Source organism: Ectobacillus funiculus, assembly GCF_004138295.1.
Classification (GTDB): Bacteria; Bacillota; Bacilli; order Bacillales; family Bacillaceae_G; genus Ectobacillus; species Ectobacillus funiculus.
In genome coordinates, this window is record NZ_SCFM01000027.1 from 1 (window position 1) to 15,309 (window position 15,309).

The 15,309-nt window shown below is 43.0% G+C and carries 17 protein-coding genes and 1 riboswitch; of the genes, 2 read left to right on the forward strand and 15 right to left on the reverse strand.

The window, feature by feature from the left end; all coding sequences use genetic code 11:
- Positions 1-82: 82 nt before the first annotated feature.
- Entirely contained in the window at positions 83-289 is a 207-nt protein-coding gene (locus EP737_RS16690; RefSeq protein ID WP_129729105.1) for a hypothetical protein, read from the forward strand.
- Positions 290-548: 259 nt separating this feature from the next.
- On the opposite strand, the gene EP737_RS16695 is transcribed toward EP737_RS16690, so the two are convergent.
- The 7 genes from EP737_RS16695 to EP737_RS16725 form a co-directional block, all read right to left on the reverse strand.
- Positions 549-758, reverse strand: coding sequence for a hypothetical protein (locus tag EP737_RS16695; RefSeq protein ID WP_129729106.1), 210 nt, complete (start codon positions 756-758; stop codon positions 549-551).
- Between the two features lie 297 nt (positions 759-1,055).
- On the reverse strand, positions 1,056-1,532 hold the full coding sequence (locus EP737_RS16700; protein WP_129729107.1) for a hypothetical protein: 477 nt from the start codon (positions 1,530-1,532) through the stop codon (positions 1,056-1,058).
- Between the two features lie 115 nt (positions 1,533-1,647).
- Positions 1,648-2,280: a LuxR C-terminal-related transcriptional regulator gene (locus EP737_RS16705; RefSeq protein WP_129729108.1), complete on the reverse strand. Its 633-nt coding sequence runs from the start codon at positions 2,278-2,280 to the stop codon at positions 1,648-1,650.
- 3 nt (positions 2,281-2,283) lie between these two features.
- Positions 2,284-3,333, reverse strand: a complete 1,050-nt coding sequence (locus tag EP737_RS16710; RefSeq protein WP_425455923.1) for a sensor histidine kinase — start codon at positions 3,331-3,333, stop codon at positions 2,284-2,286.
- Positions 3,333-4,067 (reverse strand): cell wall-active antibiotics response protein LiaF, encoded by a 735-nt coding sequence (gene liaF, locus EP737_RS16715; protein WP_129729110.1) that lies wholly within the window; start codon positions 4,065-4,067, stop codon positions 3,333-3,335. Before liaF ends, EP737_RS16710 begins: the two co-directional genes overlap by 1 nt.
- 220 nt (positions 4,068-4,287) lie before the next feature.
- Entirely contained in the window at positions 4,288-4,926 is a 639-nt protein-coding gene (locus EP737_RS16720) for a PspA/IM30 family protein (RefSeq protein WP_129729111.1), read from the reverse strand.
- Between the two features lie 19 nt (positions 4,927-4,945).
- Complete coding sequence (locus EP737_RS16725; RefSeq protein WP_129729112.1) at positions 4,946-5,299, reverse strand: lmo0954 family membrane protein; 354 nt, start codon at positions 5,297-5,299, stop codon at positions 4,946-4,948.
- 479 nt (positions 5,300-5,778) lie between these two features.
- On the opposite strand from EP737_RS16725, the gene EP737_RS16730 reads away from it, so the two are divergent.
- Entirely contained in the window at positions 5,779-7,077 is a 1,299-nt protein-coding gene (locus EP737_RS16730; protein ID WP_129729113.1) for a murein hydrolase activator EnvC family protein, read from the forward strand.
- A 460-nt stretch (positions 7,078-7,537) separates the two neighbouring features.
- Here EP737_RS16730 and EP737_RS16735 read toward each other — a convergent pair whose 3' ends face one another.
- The 8 genes from EP737_RS16735 to lysA all read right to left on the reverse strand — a co-directional run bounded on the left by EP737_RS16735 (position 7,538) and on the right by lysA (position 15,261).
- On the reverse strand, positions 7,538-8,134 hold the full coding sequence (locus tag EP737_RS16735; RefSeq protein ID WP_129729114.1) for an NAD(P)-binding protein: 597 nt from the start codon (positions 8,132-8,134) through the stop codon (positions 7,538-7,540).
- Positions 8,103-8,861 (reverse strand): sirohydrochlorin chelatase, encoded by a 759-nt coding sequence (locus EP737_RS16740; protein ID WP_129729115.1) that lies wholly within the window; start codon positions 8,859-8,861, stop codon positions 8,103-8,105. Before EP737_RS16740 ends, EP737_RS16735 begins: the two co-directional genes overlap by 32 nt.
- Positions 8,862-9,638, reverse strand: a complete 777-nt coding sequence (gene cobA, locus EP737_RS16745; protein WP_129729116.1) for a uroporphyrinogen-III C-methyltransferase — start codon at positions 9,636-9,638, stop codon at positions 8,862-8,864.
- A gap of 39 nt (positions 9,639-9,677) precedes the next feature.
- The gene (cysC, locus tag EP737_RS16750) at positions 9,678-10,271 is read right to left on the reverse strand and encodes an adenylyl-sulfate kinase (RefSeq protein WP_129729117.1); all 594 of its coding nucleotides are present in this window, start codon (positions 10,269-10,271) and stop codon (positions 9,678-9,680) included.
- A gap of 12 nt (positions 10,272-10,283) precedes the next feature.
- Positions 10,284-11,432 carry a sulfate adenylyltransferase gene (sat, locus tag EP737_RS16755; protein ID WP_129729118.1) on the reverse strand — a complete coding sequence of 383 codons (1,149 nt, stop codon included), beginning with the start codon at positions 11,430-11,432 and terminating at the stop codon, positions 10,284-10,286.
- On the reverse strand, positions 11,429-12,487 hold the full coding sequence (locus EP737_RS16760; protein ID WP_246040287.1) for a sulfate permease: 1,059 nt from the start codon (positions 12,485-12,487) through the stop codon (positions 11,429-11,431). Before EP737_RS16760 ends, sat begins: the two co-directional genes overlap by 4 nt.
- 22 nt (positions 12,488-12,509) lie before the next feature.
- Positions 12,510-13,211 (reverse strand): phosphoadenylyl-sulfate reductase, encoded by a 702-nt coding sequence (locus EP737_RS16765; RefSeq protein WP_129729119.1) that lies wholly within the window; start codon positions 13,209-13,211, stop codon positions 12,510-12,512.
- 153 nt (positions 13,212-13,364) lie between these two features.
- Positions 13,365-13,470: riboswitch (SAM riboswitch) on the reverse strand.
- A 474-nt stretch (positions 13,471-13,944) separates the two neighbouring features.
- Positions 13,945-15,261 carry a diaminopimelate decarboxylase gene (gene lysA, locus EP737_RS16770; protein WP_129729120.1) on the reverse strand — a complete coding sequence of 439 codons (1,317 nt, stop codon included), beginning with the start codon at positions 15,259-15,261 and terminating at the stop codon, positions 13,945-13,947.
- Positions 15,262-15,309 lie beyond the last annotated feature (48 nt).

Consider the following 15,309-nt stretch of genomic DNA (forward strand, 5'->3'; position numbering starts at 1 on the left):
ACGTTTCCGAAAGGAGATGCAAAGCTTGTAAGTTCAATGTTGAATTGTAACTTTTAGTAAGTTTTGTGAACCAGGGATTAGCTTGAGGTTGCATTTAATTGTCATCGGACTTCTTTCATTTTTCGCTTCCATTCTCATTTTCTATGTATTCGGAAGCTTTTTATCGATTGAATGGCTGCAGTACGACATGACTCATCCGCTGCTCTCAGCCGGATTCTGGACGCCGCTTCTATTTGCACTCATCATTGGATTTTTAATAGCTCGAAAGTACAGATCTAGACTACAATAATAAAGAAAACTCGCCGATTGGCGAAGACAGAGGTGCAGTTGCACTTACACTGTATTCTAAAATTCCCGACTATGTCGAACAATTCACAGTTGGAAATTTTAATTCATACAAATTTTTCTGATTTTCTTCTCATCAAATTTTTGCCTATACACTGGGAAAGATTATTTTGCGGAAGAAAGCAGAGCAGCACCCTAAATGTTAAATATTATGTTTTTCGTTCCAAAAAGAAACCTTACCTGTGAGGTAAGGTTTCTTTTTTCTATAATCTGGTTCGGCAACATTCCTGATAGCCGCCATTGGCCATCTGTGCCCTTCCGCATTTGACACAAACTACAAAACGAGAGTGCTTTCCAAATATATTTCCTTTGTTGAACAGCAATGCTTCTGATTGCTTTAAAGAACGTGCGTATGTAGCATATAAAAATAACGTGACTGTACTCGCGACAAGCAACAAAACTGGCACTAGCATTTCCGTCACCTCTTTAGATTTGGTCTAATCCCCTTTTTGGATTACATACTATATTCTGTAAAGCCACTATATATTCCTTCTATTTATTTTTTAGATATTATTACATGATTAGCCAAAAACATTAAAAATTTGGATATGTACAGTTAGAGCTCTTGCCCGTAGCCAGGTCTAATTTAACGCTGCCTCCACAGAACATAAAAAGAAGCAAATTCTCTGCACATCGCAGGGAATCGGCTTCTTTTTCTCTTCAAATGAAATTTCTCAGTGCCTTCATTTAAGCGGGAGCCCCTTACTTATCTACCCACACTGATAATAATCAATGTTATTTAAATCAATTCCTGTATAGAGCCATCTATATTGATTTCGGCTCCATCGATAACCAGCGACAGAGGTACGTCCAACAAATACCGGATAAAACCAAAAGCCTTTGCCATTTTGCAGCCAAATATACGTATAGCGATACAAGCAACCTCTTATGCCGCCCGGATCAACAGCATATGCCATATGTTGCGGCTTTTGTGGTGTATACGAAGGAGGAGCACTTTGTGGAGGTCCTTGGTGGGTTCCTTGTCCCTGCCCCGGCGGATATGATGGGTAGCCTCCGCCTCCCTGTCCTGGCGGATATGGCGGATAACCTCCCCCCCCATGCCCTGGCGGATACATTCCTGGAGAAAATGGCGGATAGGAACCAGAAGGAGTCAATGGTGTCATCTGCGACTGTGGTTGCGGCTGCATTGGTCTGTCTCCGTAAGGAAAATACGGATTATCATACATACGTCTTCACCTCGTTTAGAATCGGCAATCTCTACCTTTTGTAAATGTATGTAAGCGGAACTTGCCTGTTTCTAGTTTCCCATATAAAAGGGCTTAATCCATTGTTTCCGCTTCTCTACTTTGTAAGCTGGTGACGAAATGCATAAATTACCGCTTGCGTACGGTCACTGACGTTCAATTTATTTAGAATGTTACTCACATGCGTTTTCACTGTTTTTAACGCAATAAACAGCTCATCAGCAATTTCTTGATTTGATTTTCCCTCGGCAATGAGCAGCAAAATTTCTCGCTCACGCTCCGTAAGCTCCTCATGTGGCTTGTACTCCTGCTTTTGACGCATTTTGGACATCATTTTTCCCGTTACCTTCGGTTCGAGCACAGTTTCTCCTCTGTGCGTTGCCCGCAGTGCATCAGCAATATCGCTCGCTCGCGATGTTTTCAGCATATAGCTTGCTGCCCCTGCCTCAATAACAGGATACAGCTTTTCATCGTCTAAAAAGCTCGTCACGACAACAATTTTAGCATCAGACCACTCTTGTATAATACATTCTGTTGCCTCTACACCATCCATTTCGTCCATCACTAAGTCCATTAAGATAATATCAGGACGAAGCGCTAGCGCCAGCTCAACTCCTCGCTTGCCGTTTTCTGCCTCCCCTACAACCTCAATATCGGGCTGCGTAGACAAATAAGCAGCGACTCCCATCCGAACCATCTCATGATCATCAACAAGTAATACCCGAATCATCGTCTATCCCTCCTCCCGAGCAATGATAGGAATTTTCACTTCTAATTGTGTTCCTTTGTTTGGAAAGCTAAGAATTTTAAACGTACCTCCGATTTCCTGCGAACGCTCCTGCATGGACTCTAAGCCGTATGAACCAGCTTTACGCTGCGAAACATCGAATCCGATGCCATCATCCATCATCTTTAAAATCGCATACTTCCCGAAGCGCCGGAAGCGAAGCTCCATTTTATTCGCTTTGCTATGGCGAAGCATATTCGATAGCGCCTCCTGTACAATCCGAAATAAATGGTCCTCGACCCCTTTTTCTAAATCAATTTGTTCAATATGCCAGGATAGATGAATATGCTGCTTACGCGAAAGCTCTGTTAACAACTCTTCTATTCCATCCTTTAGCTTTTTTCCCTCAAGCTGTATTGGCCGTAAATGTAACAAAAGGGCGCGCATTTCCGTCTGTGCATTTATGACCATATGCTCTACCAGTTGCAATTGCTTGCTCACCGTTTCCGAATTTCTATCGTTTTGCGCTATCACCGCAGACATCATCATAGACATAGCAAACAGTTGCTGACTGACAGAATCATGCAGATCGCGCGCCAATCGCTGCCTCTCCTCAGAAATCGTCGCCTGCCTCATTTCCTCGCTCCATTCAGCCCTTTCATTTGTTAGCTTCTGAAATAATCCAGCCTGCTCTTCTAAACGGTAAGAGAGAGCTACAATCCGCTTACCAATAGAGCTTAACTCATCTTCTGCAGTAAAGAGATCCTCCTTCGGATAACTTCCGCGCTCAACTTCCAATAGAACGGAAGAAATTTCGTTTAGACGGCGCTTTGTATATTGTCCGATCGAGTAACCGATCACAGCACCGAACAAGCCGCTGCCGCCAATTACAAATAAAACCATTGGAACAGATGCAATCTCCCTCCCCACTAAAAATTCGTATACTGGCTGCTTACTTTTCCAAGCATATACAATCGTTGCAAAAAGCGAGACGCCGAGACAAGACAAAATCGAATAGTTAAAATATGTCCATGGAAAACTGGATTGTTTCCCTATCATACATATCTCACCTCCGTATCACCAACAAGAAGCGAGGAGATGATTTTTACTCGTCTCGAAGCCTCCCTGTACTGCTCTGTTTGAAAAATGAGATTTCGATTCCACCCCTTCTCCTCATGTCCGCACGCAGAAACGCGTCCAAGCAGCATAGAATGATTCAAAGATAGCTCAATATCGTATGGTACATACAAACGGATATTACCGACAAGACCATGAATCACAATGACAGTTTCTCCCTCAGCGATCATTGCTGTCGTTAAATCAATGTGAACATCACCCACTCCATACCGAATATTAATGTCCTGCAGCTCATAGACACAATCCATCACCCGGTAATTTCCGACAAACATATTTTTTAAAAACGGTTCAGAACGCAGCACTGCAGAGCCTGAGTCCGCTGCTTCCTTTGTTTCAATCTGCAGCATAATTGGGCGCCTTCTGCTTTGAAGCAATTCATATCCTATATACATAATTGCGCTTGCAAGCAACAGCTGAAATGCAGCAGAAGAGAACACATGTACAATAAAGATAAGAGCACCGATAGATAGAAGAACGGTTCCTCTTTTTTTCTTTCCTTTACTGCGGTAATGCTGACCGACCACAATCATCACAATTGAAAAAACAAGGGCAACCGGTTCAAAGTTATGCGTAATAATATCAATGAGGAGTCCAATCCCAAACAAAATGGCGGCAATCGCGACAATTTCCGTTTTTAGCAGCTGCCGTTTCATACCTCTCTCCTCCTTTCCCAGTTGTAATAAAGAAAACTCGCCGATTGGCGAAGACAAAGGTGTAATTGCCCTTACACTATATTCCTAAAATTTCCAGATACATCAAATGACTTGCCAGCTAGGAAATTTATGCTTTCTTAAAGTATGAAACAGAAGAAAAGGAATTGTTATGCAATTCCTTTTCTTCTCTACTATATCATAAGCTGCTAGACAATGGATGTTATGAATGTGCAGATTCTTTCAATTCTTTTTCAAGTTTAGCAATTCTGTAATCAAACGTGTCACGCTCATATGCCTCGTGTACTCGAATCTCCAGATCACGCATGTGCTCTTCAATCTCTTCAAAACGTATAAATGGATTATCTTTAGACATTTTTCCAAGTGTGTCATGAATACGGCGGTTGGCGTGCGCCATATTTTCTCGTGCCATGAGCTCCATCCGCTTTGTCTGCATTTCCTTGAGCTTGTTTTTCATCTCAGTCAGCTGGCGTTGTAATTCTTCGACCTGCTCCGCTGTTTTTGCATGAGCATCCGCTAAACGTGATGCTTGCCCTTCATAATATTCCGCTTCCTTCCATGCTCTCGCCTCTAAATCAGCAGCACCTGCTTGACGCGCAATATCAGCCTGCTGCTTCCGTTTTTCTGCCATATATGCTGCCTGCTCTTTCTCACGAAGAAAGTTCGTCTTCAGCATGCCGTGACGCTCAATGAGCTGTTCAATTTTTTTTGTCTCTTGTTCACCATCACGTAAGTATTGATTCAGGAGGGCAATCGGATTTTGACGCTCCTTCTCATCAAGTGCATTATGGAGATCCGCCATTACAATATTACGAATTCGTTGGAATAAGGATTGTCTCATACATATCTCTTCCCTTCTCTTAATAATGTTTCATTACATGGTCCCATTCATCTTCAAAACTACGAAACGATTTGTATGCATCTTCCTGTTTTCTGCCGCCGCATTTAGTCTTGTAATTGCGATACCCGTAATACAGTAGTGCAATTGCCCCGACTCCAATAATAGCTGGGAAATTCCCCAAAACAATGGACAGGCCAATCAAACCGATAATACCCCAGAAAAACTTTCCTAGCAGCGCATCGGCTTTCAGAAATGACCTGAAACTCCAATACGCAATCGCTGCTCCAATCAATAAGCCCACAATATGACCAAGCGTGGCGAGCGCAATGATAACGAGTACTCCCGCTGCTAAAAAGGTGAGAAACTTTTTCATACCTTTTTGCCTCCCTTCATTTTGATACTCTTATCTTATCTGAAACGAAGCACCCTCATAACGAACCAGGGAACGGTTTTCACTAGGACTTTAGACCGACTTCACCCTCGGACTCGCAAAGTTTTCTATTGCACCGCTCCCCAAACAACTTCCTCTTTCAGGCTTTCACTTCCCAATTATTTTTCTATTTCAGCAGCCACTTTAAAAAATCGTTTTTTTAATATTATTAAATATCGTTCAATAACGATATTTAATCAGAGCCAACTTCTCATTCATTCCTTAAGGTTATAAGCCCTAAAACAACCTAATCACACTATATGCAAATAAATATGTAAAAAACGAACTATATTTCAGATAACTTCAGTACATTTGCATAAAAATCTAACATTCTATTAAATTTCTTTACATTATGGTAAAAATAATAGATTCTTCTTTCATTCTATGGTATAAAAATACGGTAGAGAAAGGGGAACGCAACAATGAAGAAACATACTGTTTTGAGTATGCTAGCGACAGGAGCCTTTTTACTTGCTCCAACAGCTTCCATATATGCAGAAACAAACCAGGATAAATTAAACAGCATTGAATCGCAATTGAATGGAACATCTCAACAACTAGATAACCATAAGCAGGAGAAACTGCAAATCGAACAGGATATTGCACTTCTTCAGCAGAAACTAGATGAACTGAATACAGCAATTGCTAACACAGAACAGGAACTAGCAACAATTGAACAACAAATTAAAGAAACAGAAGCTGTAATTGAAGAAAAAAATCGTCGTATCGGGTACTTACAAGTACAAATTGAAAAACGACAGGTTCTCATCGATCAGCGTCTGCGTACACTGCAGGAGCAGCCTCGCAGCACCTTAGTCACAGAGTTGATTATCAACTCTAAAAACATAACCGATTTATTGGAAAAAATGTATTCTGTGTCGCTTATCTTAAATTCTGATAATGATATTTTACAAGAGCAGGCACGAGACAAAGATGCTGTCGAAACTGAACAGAAAGCAGTAAAAGAACAGGAAGCGGCATTGCAGCAACAAAAAGAAATGCAGGTACAAAAGCAGCAGCAGCAAGCGGCAGACAAGCAGCAGCAGGAAGTTCTTATGAATGACATGCATGCAAAGCTATCGCAAACGATGGAGGAAATCGAAAGCACTGAAGAAACAAAAGCGCTTTTAGAAGCACAAAGACAAGCGACTCAGCAACTTGTGGAAGCGGATAAACGTGCAGCAGCTCAAGCAGCGGCTCAGGCAGCTCAAGCAGCGGCTCAGGCAGCTCAAGCAGCAGCGGCTCAAGCACAGGCTGCGGAGGATGCAAAAAAGGCAGCTGCGCCTTCCGCTGGAGCATCCAGTCAACCTAGCGTAGCAGCTGTCAATCAAGGCGGATTCATCAAACCTGCAGCTGGCGCTTTCACATCAGGCTTCGGAGGAAGATGGGGGAAACTGCATGCAGGTGTAGATATTGCGGCATCAGGAACAGTGCCGGTTGTAGCGGCGGCAGATGGTGTTGTCATACGCGCCTATGCTTCAAGCAGCTACGGAAATGTTGTATTTATTTCGCATCGCATCAACGGACAAACCTACACAACTGTATATGCACACTTAAGCAGCTATTCTGTTGGAACAGGACAAACTGTAAAGCAAGGTCAGCAAATTGGAATCATGGGTAATACAGGGGATTCACAAGGGCAGCATCTTCACTTTGAATTGCATGTAGGAGAATGGAATCTAGCAAAGAGTAACGCAGTAAACCCAATGCCATACTTATAAAAGCAAAATCGTTATTTTGCTGCTGTTTCTTCCAAACATAAAATGTTATTCACCTTGTTGGTTTAGGGTTACCTTACAGCCAGCAGATGAATAAACCGGAAAATACCGAAAAAGGATCTCAGTTAAATATTCAGCTAGGATCCTTTTTTCCATTCATATCCCTTACTTGGACCTTTGTTTGCTTATTAGGCGGGATTTTTCTTAATGTTAAGTACGCAAAGCGAACATGCGGTTTAGGCGGAGAATATTTATGAAAACCTCCTACCTGCCCTTGGGTGAAAACAGAGGCGTAGTTGCCCTTATACTGTATTTCTAAAATTTCCGACTACGTCGAATTGGCTCTTAGATGGAAATTTATACATTCTGAAAATGCAAAGAAAGCACTACCGTAACGATAGTGCCTTTTCTGTAAAAGTCCCTTTTTACACTGAGGATGTGGCAACCACGCCATATCAGTGTCTTATAAGTTCTCTAAAAACTGCTGTTGTTTTTCCAGCGAGCCTATATACTCCGATTTAAGTACCTCCTGCAGCAATACATTCCGCACTGCTTTGTTGTGAGCAGAAGCTTTCACTCTAATCCGACATTCATATAAAAAATCCAAATACTGCTCATACTCTTCGCCATATGTATCCGACAGATCATCCCGAATTTTCTTTGCAAGCTTCGGACTAGCACCGCCAGTGGAAACAGCAATCATTAATCGGCCGCGCTCAAATGCTGCTGGAAGATGAACATTTCCTGCAGTCGGATCTGTAATGACATTCACGAGCTGGTTCTCGCCCGCCTCTGCTGCAATTCGGGTGTTAAGCTCCGCGTCATCTGTCGCGGCAATAATGAGGAGCGCTCCGACAAGGTCTGATTCTTCATATGTCTTCGCAAGCCACGTAATGTGCCCCTCTTCAGCAAGTTTTTGTACCTTTCCATCAGCTTCAGGACTAATAACAGTCACATCGGCTCCTTCTCTGACAAGCGGCCCAATTTTAAAAAGAGCCACCTTGCCGCCGCCAACAACAACAACGCGCTTATTTTGTATGTGTAGCGTAAGTGGGTACATACTCTTCTCCTTCCATTGCTTCCTGTACGCGCGTGGCAAGAACCTTGCGCAAATTTGGATGGTAGCCTAAGTAATCACAGAGTATAAGCTCTTCCCGTCCTAACTTCTTAATCGTTCGTTCCATCTTTTTCATTAGAATACCGGTAAACAATAAGTACGGCACAACAAACACCTGTTTATGACCCGATGCAAGCGCCATCTCTAACCCTTGCTCAAAGCTTGGTTCCGCTGCTGCCAAAAAGCAAATATCAACCTTCTGGAACGGGTATGTATGTTGTAATCGCGAAGCGATATTCCCCATATCACGTTTTACGTCCGGATCACTGCTGCCGCGTCCAACAAGCAATACCATCGCATCTTCAGCAATACGCTCCTTACCGATTCTCTCCAGCAAAATCGACACAATTTCATCATGCACACCAAACGGCTCACCATACGTTAAAGTTACGTCTGGATAATTCTGCTTTACTTCTGCTAATTCATTCGGAATATCTTCTTTAGCATGTGCAGCAGTGAGCAATAAAATTGGCACGGCCGCAACACGCGTTGCTCCTCTTTCCACACACACTCGTAAGCCTGCTTCAATGGATGGTTCTGCTAATTCCAAAAAACATACCTCTTGAATTGGTACATCTATGTCAGCCATTGCTTGAGAGACAAAGAAGCGCGCTTGTTCGCACGCTTCTTTCACTCTGCTGCCGTGGCAAATGTATAATACTGCTTGCATTTACAACGCCCCGCTTGCATAGTAATTTTTGGATGTTTGTTGTTCAAACCATTGGATCTTGTCCCGGTAGCGAACAACTTCGCCAACCACAATCATACTTGGGTTTTGTACTTCTTCCTTTTGTGCGATAGTGACAATTGTTCCTAATGTGCCCGTTACTGTACGCTGTGATACAGTTGTGCCCCATTCAACAAGCGCAACCGGTGTTTGCTCGCTTTTTCCATGCTGCAATAACTTGCCGCAAATGTACGGAAGATTCCCTACACCCATGTAAATCGCCAGCGTATCAATTCCCTTTGCCAGGCTCTCCCATTTCGTATCCTCTTCCTGACCCTCGCGGCGGTGACCTGTAATGATGGCAAAGCTGGCACCAGCATCACGATGTGTCACCGGAATGCCAGCGTAAGCAGGAGCAGCAATGCCAGATGTAATGCCAGGAACGATTTCAAACGGAATATTGTTGTCAGCTAGCGTTTCCGCTTCCTCAGCGCCGCGTCCAAATACAAAAGGATCTCCGCCCTTAAGTCTTGTTACCGTTTTTCCTTCCTTCGCAAGCTTTACAAGATGAGCATTTATCGTTTCCTGCTGCATAAAGTGGCAATCAGGGAGCTTTCCGCAAAAAATCAAATCTGCATCCTGCTTCGCATGGGACAGTAATTCCTCATTCACCAGCCTATCATACAAAATGACATCCGCCTGCTGAATACACTTAAGTCCCTTCACAGAAATCAAATCAGGATCACCTGGTCCTGCTCCCACAAGGTAGACCTTTCCCATTTTGCCACCTCCCATCACAGTGCATTCTTCTGTCTATACTTAAATGAATTGCTTCTCTTTTAAATATTGGATAACTTGGTCCGCACATTCCTCAATAGAATGTAAGTGTGTAGAAACAACGATTTCAGGATTTTCTGGCTCTTCATAAGGAGAGTCAATACCTGTAAATTGTTTAATCTCACCGTTGCGCGCTTTTTTATACAAGCCTTTTGGATCGCGCTTCTCACATTCTTCAATCGGGCAGCTCACAAATACTTCAACGAACTCGTCCGCTTCTAAAATATCGCGTACTTGTGTACGATCTGCACGGAATGGAGAAATAAACGCAGTTAATACAATTGTACCACTGTCCACAAATAGCTTTGCCACTTCACCGATGCGGCGAATATTTTCTGTGCGTGCTTCCTCAGAAAATCCTAAGTCTTTGTTTAAACCATGACGGATATTATCCCCATCTAATACATAGTTACCAACTTTTTCTTGGAATAGCTTACGAGCTACCGCATTGGCAAGCGTAGACTTGCCAGATGCGGATAAACCTGTGAACCAAAGAACAAAGCTATGATTTCCTTTTTGTTCGCGACGCTCTTGCTTGGAAACTGATGCCTCATGCCATACAATGTTCGTGCTCATTGTTTCTCCCCCTTAAGCGTTCACTGGCTGCTCTTGCATGCCGCGAATTAATACTTCTACTACTTCTTTACGGCTGAATGTGCTTGGCGGAAGCTGACCGCTGCGAAGCAATTCACGCACCTTTGTTCCAGATAAAATCACACGGTCTTCAGCACCATGCGGACATGTTTTCGAAGAAGCCATACCTTCGCATTTTGTGCAGTAGAAGCTATGCTCGAAGAATAACGGCTGAATGCCAAGCTCTTCTGCTGTAAAGTTGGAGAAGATGTGCTGTGCATCATATGTGCCGTAATAGTTACCAACACCTGCGTGGTCGCGGCCAACGATAAAGTGTGTGCAACCAAAGTTTTTGCGAACCATTGCATGGAAAATCGCTTCACGCGGTCCTGCATAGCGCATTGCTGCAGGGAACACAGCCAAAAATACACGATCCTGTGGATAATAGTTCTTTAAAAGTACTTGATAGCTTTCCATACGTACGTCAGCTGGAATGTCATCAGATTTTGTTTCACCTACAAGCGGATTTAAGAATAAGCCGTCTACGATTTCAAGCGCAGCTTTTTGAATATATTCATGCGCGCGGTGAACTGGATTACGCGTTTGGAACCCAACTACCGTTTTCCAGCCAAGGTCTTGGAACTTTTGACGTGTTTCAGCCGGATCTAAGCGGAATTCAGCAAATTGATCCTTCTCTGTACGTTTTACTAACGTAATCGCTCCACCTACATATACAGACGGGCGCTCTAGCATTTTCTTTACGCCTGGATGCGCAAGGTCTGTTGTGCGGTATACATTTTCCGCTTCCTTTTGTTTGTCTGGCACATAGATGTCACCAACTGTAAGTACACCGTATGTTACGCCGCCTTGTACTAAGCGTACCTCTTCACCTGCTGTAAGCTCGTTTGCTTTTTCTTCTGTTACAGGAAGTGCAATTGGAATACTCCAAACTGTTCCGTCAGCAAGACGCATACGTTCTACAACAGAATTGTAGTCTTCTTGGTTTAAAAAACCTGTTAATGGGCTGTATGCACCGACTGCAATTAACTCTAGGTCGCTAAGTGCAGTATTGTCTAACTCAATTTCCTTTTGGATATGCGCTGTGCTGTACGTTTCGTCTACGCGATTAATAAGAACACCGCCATGTGCTGTAATACTTGTCATCTTGAAATTCCTCCTACTTCCTGTTTCGTATGTTTTAATAAGCTAATGACTCCAAGTGTTGCGATAATTCCCGCCCCAACAATAAAGATAGAATACAAATCACTTTCTAGCAATAGTTTAACGCATGTATAAGATACTAAAAGCGATAAAAACGGGGCAACAAACCACACCTTGAGCATTTGCGAAACAACGCGTTTTTGAAAGACCTTCTTGCCTTGCTGCGCGGAGCCCATGCCGATAATAGAAGATGATGTAATTTGTGCAATCGGCAATGGAATCCCAAATAAAGCTGCTGTAATCACGAGAAATGAGCTGGTAGCAGAAACAGAAATTCCTTCAATCAAAGAAACAGATGTAATTTTCTTCCCATTTGTTTCAAGAACTCGACTTCCTAAGAGAAAAGCTCCCAAGGCAACAAAAATACCACCTAAAAGCAACCCTGTTTCCACTGAAAGCAAATGAGCCCCAACTAACGGAGCAACTGCATTTGCTACGTTTTTCATTCCAGCTGAGTAGGCCTCGAAGAAACCTGTCACAATAACAAGAATTGTAAAAATTGGCTTCCATTTTCCTTTTTCTAAATCAGGATACTTGGAATTAAGCCTATGAATAAGCTTTCCAGCAACATAAGTAATACTGAAAGCTACTACAGGGGTGATAATCCAAAAAGCAACGATAAACAAAAGTTTCTCCACATACAATACTTGATATGCAATCCCCACCCCTGCAACAGCACCTATCGTAATCTCACTAGTAGAAAGCGGAATACCGAGAATATTTGCCGTAAATAAGGCAATTGTTGCTGCAAGTAATGTAATAATAACAATTTTTACTGTAAAGATATCCTCAGGAATAATGCCTGAGCTAATCGTTTTTGTAACCTTTTGGCCCCCAAATACAGAACCAGCAATGATAGCAGCGCCACATATGAGCAGCGCTACCCATTTCTTCTTAATGGCTCCTGAAGCATATGCGACCCCCATTGAGGCAGCTGCTCCACTCGCCCCTATATTCATCGCAAACAATAACGCTGCACAAAATGCGAGAGCTACCATATTTTCTTTTCCCCTTTACTTCTTACTGATGAAGCCCGCATTCTGTTTTACCTGTACCTGACCAACGTCCAGAGCGATCACTGCTGCCACCCTCTGAAGGACGTGTGCATACCTCACAGCCAATGCTCGGATAGCCGATATCATGAAGCGGATTGTACGGAAGGTCATGCTTGTATACATAACGCCATACTTCCTTCCATGTCCAATGAATCAGCGGACATACTTTGATAGAATGGAAACGGTGATCATGATTTAAAAACTGTACATTTTGGCGCGTCGGCGACTGCTCGCGGCGCAATCCAGAAATCCACGCCTTCCCTTGTGCAAGAGCCTTTTCAAGCGGAACAATCTTCCGAATATTGCAGCATGCGTTCGGGTTAGACTTCCATAATTCCGCACCATGCTCTGCCGCCTGCTCTTCTAGCGTAAGCTCTGGCTTTTGTAACACAATTTGAAGTCTTGGGAACCGTTCTTTCACTCTTTCAATTAATTCATACGTTTCTTTAAAATGAAGATCTGTATCTAAAAATACAACCTTTGCATCAGGCTTCACTTGATCAATTAAGTGCAGAAGAATCATCCCCTCTACACCAAAGCTGCATGCATAGACAACATCGTCTCCATAATGATCATACGCCCATCGTAAAACCGAAAGCGCACCTTTTGTTTCATCGTCCTCATTAAAATCAATGGCTGGTGCATCCCATGTTTCATATGTTAACATGTCATTTCCCCCTCTTTTGGTAACATCTATATTCTACTGCTATGTAGGAAGGAGCTGTCTTGTTCCGACGCTGCAGTAACCTTCCTAAAATACTCCCTATCCGTTTGCACTAAAAAAATCTTTCCATTTCGAAAAGACTTTCGAGGCGTCTTAACCTTATCTCTCAAAATGAGATTCCATTTTGACGGATTAGCACCTTGCATACATGCAGGTTGCCGGGTTTCATCGGGCCGTGTCCCTTCACCTCTCTGGATAAGTAATTAATTTGTATTGTATCACAATTACAGCTAATTGCAATCCTAGTTTTCTGATATGAATTATATTTTAAAAGAATTTTTGAAAATATGAAAATATATTGCAGTACACTTCTGATAAAGTTTATATATTACTATTGCTCTGAAAACGCAGTAAGCCACCGTTTCTTCTCTATTGTAGGCGCCTTCTGCTATTACTTTTCCCTGTTTTTCCAAAACTACACTTTCTCTTTCAATAAACATACAATTCCGAGTAAGTGAATAGGGAATTCATGTATTTCTGCCCGAAGCAACGGTTGCTCTGTAGGTTTGCACAGCTTGCTTTACCTCGGGAACAAAGCAAATGATAAGCACTTTTTCCGCGAAGGTCCCCTTGTGCGCAAGACTTGCGGCGATACAATTATGTTAATTTCTTACAAAAATAGGCGAACAACGTACTGTTGTCCGCCTATTTTTTAATTTTTTTCATCCTCTTGCTTTCATACGAGCTCACTTGCTCGAATACGATCCTTTTGTACAAGGTCTTCTAATGTTTCCCGCTCCACAACAACTTGCGCTTTTCCGTCCTTTGCAAATACAACTGCAGGGCGCGCGATACGGTTATAGTTATTTGCCATTGAATATCCGTATGCCCCTGTGCAAGAAATCGCAAGTAAATCCCGTGACGCCGCTTCTGGAAGCTCTATATCCCAAAGCAGCATATCGCCGCTTTCGCAGCACTTGCCGGCAATCGATACAACTTCCTTCGACTCTTCATTTGCTCGATTCGCCAAAATTGCCTCATACTTTGCACCGTACAACGCAGGGCGGATATTATCTGTCATTCCGCCATCCACGGCCACGTATTTACGAATACCTGGGATGTCTTTAATAGAACCGATTGTATACAACGTTGTGCCAGCATCACCGACGATGCTGCGGCCTGGCTCAATCCAAATTTCCGGCAGAGGATAATTACGCTGTGTAAACTGCTCGCGCACCGCATCAGTCATCTCTTTAATATATTGTACGGCTGGGAGCGGCGTATCGCCTTCTGTATAGCGAATGCCAAAACCGCCTCCGAGATTTAAAATCGGCATTGTATGTCCTGTTTCGGAGCGAACAGTATCTACAAATGTTGCTAATACTTCGACTGCACGAACAAATCCATCCGTTTCAAAAATTTGGGAACCGATATGAGAATGGATGCCAAGCACATTGTAGTACGGCTTCGTTACAGCATGCTTCACCGCCTGCAACGCCTGTCCGCTAGAAACGCCAAAACCAAACTTTGAATCATCCTGGCCTGTTGTAATATACTCGTGTGTATGCGCCTCAACACCCGGTGTTACACGCAGCAAAATATTCACCTTTTGCTCACGCTCTTGCGCTAAATCATGAAGAACCTCTAACTCAAAGAAGTTATCCACAACAAAGCAGCCAATATTTGCTTCAAGTGCCATTACTAATTCTTCTTCTGTTTTATTATTGCCGTGAAAATGAATGCGCCCTGCTGGGAAACCGGCTTGCAGCGCCGTATACAATTCTCCACCAGACACAACATCTAAAGACATGTTTTCCTCTGCAGCTAAACGGCTCATTTCCATGCACAAAAATGCCTTACTTGCGTATGCGACTTGGTAGGAGAATCCGCTCTCCTGAAACGCACGGTTATACGCACGGCATTTTTCTCGAATTAAAGCTTCATCATATACATAAAGCGGTGTACCATATGTTTTTGCTAATTCCGTCGTGTCACAGCCCCCGATTTCTAAATGTCCCTTTTCATTAATTCTGCTTGTACCGTGCAAATACACCTAAATTTCCCCCTTATTTATACGTTCTGCACACCTACATCCATTTCT

What these genes read in the sequence shown, in the direction of transcription:
- EP737_RS16760 (WP_246040287.1), bottom strand. Translation starts at nt 12,487, where the DNA reads ATGGTAGCTCTCGCATTTTGTGCAGCGTTATTGTTTGCGATGAATATA.
- cysC (WP_129729117.1), bottom strand. Translation starts at nt 10,271, where the DNA reads ATGAGCACGAACATTGTATGGCATGAGGCATCAGTTTCCAAGCAAGAG.
- EP737_RS16695 (WP_129729106.1), bottom strand. Translation starts at nt 758, where the DNA reads ATGCTAGTGCCAGTTTTGTTGCTTGTCGCGAGTACAGTCACGTTATTT.
- EP737_RS16705 (WP_129729108.1), bottom strand. Translation starts at nt 2,280, where the DNA reads ATGATTCGGGTATTACTTGTTGATGATCATGAGATGGTTCGGATGGGA.
- liaF (WP_129729110.1), bottom strand. Translation starts at nt 4,067, where the DNA reads ATGAAACGGCAGCTGCTAAAAACGGAAATTGTCGCGATTGCCGCCATT.
- EP737_RS16700 (WP_129729107.1), bottom strand. Translation starts at nt 1,532, where the DNA reads ATGTATGATAATCCGTATTTTCCTTACGGAGACAGACCAATGCAGCCG.
- EP737_RS16740 (WP_129729115.1), bottom strand. Translation starts at nt 8,861, where the DNA reads ATGCAAGCAGTATTATACATTTGCCACGGCAGCAGAGTGAAAGAAGCG.
- sat (WP_129729118.1), bottom strand. Translation starts at nt 11,432, where the DNA reads ATGACAAGTATTACAGCACATGGCGGTGTTCTTATTAATCGCGTAGAC.
- EP737_RS16735 (WP_129729114.1), bottom strand. Translation starts at nt 8,134, where the DNA reads ATGTACCCACTTACGCTACACATACAAAATAAGCGCGTTGTTGTTGTT.
- cobA (WP_129729116.1), bottom strand. Translation starts at nt 9,638, where the DNA reads ATGGGAAAGGTCTACCTTGTGGGAGCAGGACCAGGTGATCCTGATTTG.
- EP737_RS16765 (WP_129729119.1), bottom strand. Translation starts at nt 13,211, where the DNA reads ATGTTAACATATGAAACATGGGATGCACCAGCCATTGATTTTAATGAG.
- EP737_RS16720 (WP_129729111.1), bottom strand. Translation starts at nt 4,926, where the DNA reads ATGAGACAATCCTTATTCCAACGAATTCGTAATATTGTAATGGCGGAT.
- EP737_RS16730 (WP_129729113.1), top strand. Translation starts at nt 5,779, where the DNA reads ATGAAGAAACATACTGTTTTGAGTATGCTAGCGACAGGAGCCTTTTTA.
- EP737_RS16725 (WP_129729112.1), bottom strand. Translation starts at nt 5,299, where the DNA reads ATGAAAAAGTTTCTCACCTTTTTAGCAGCGGGAGTACTCGTTATCATT.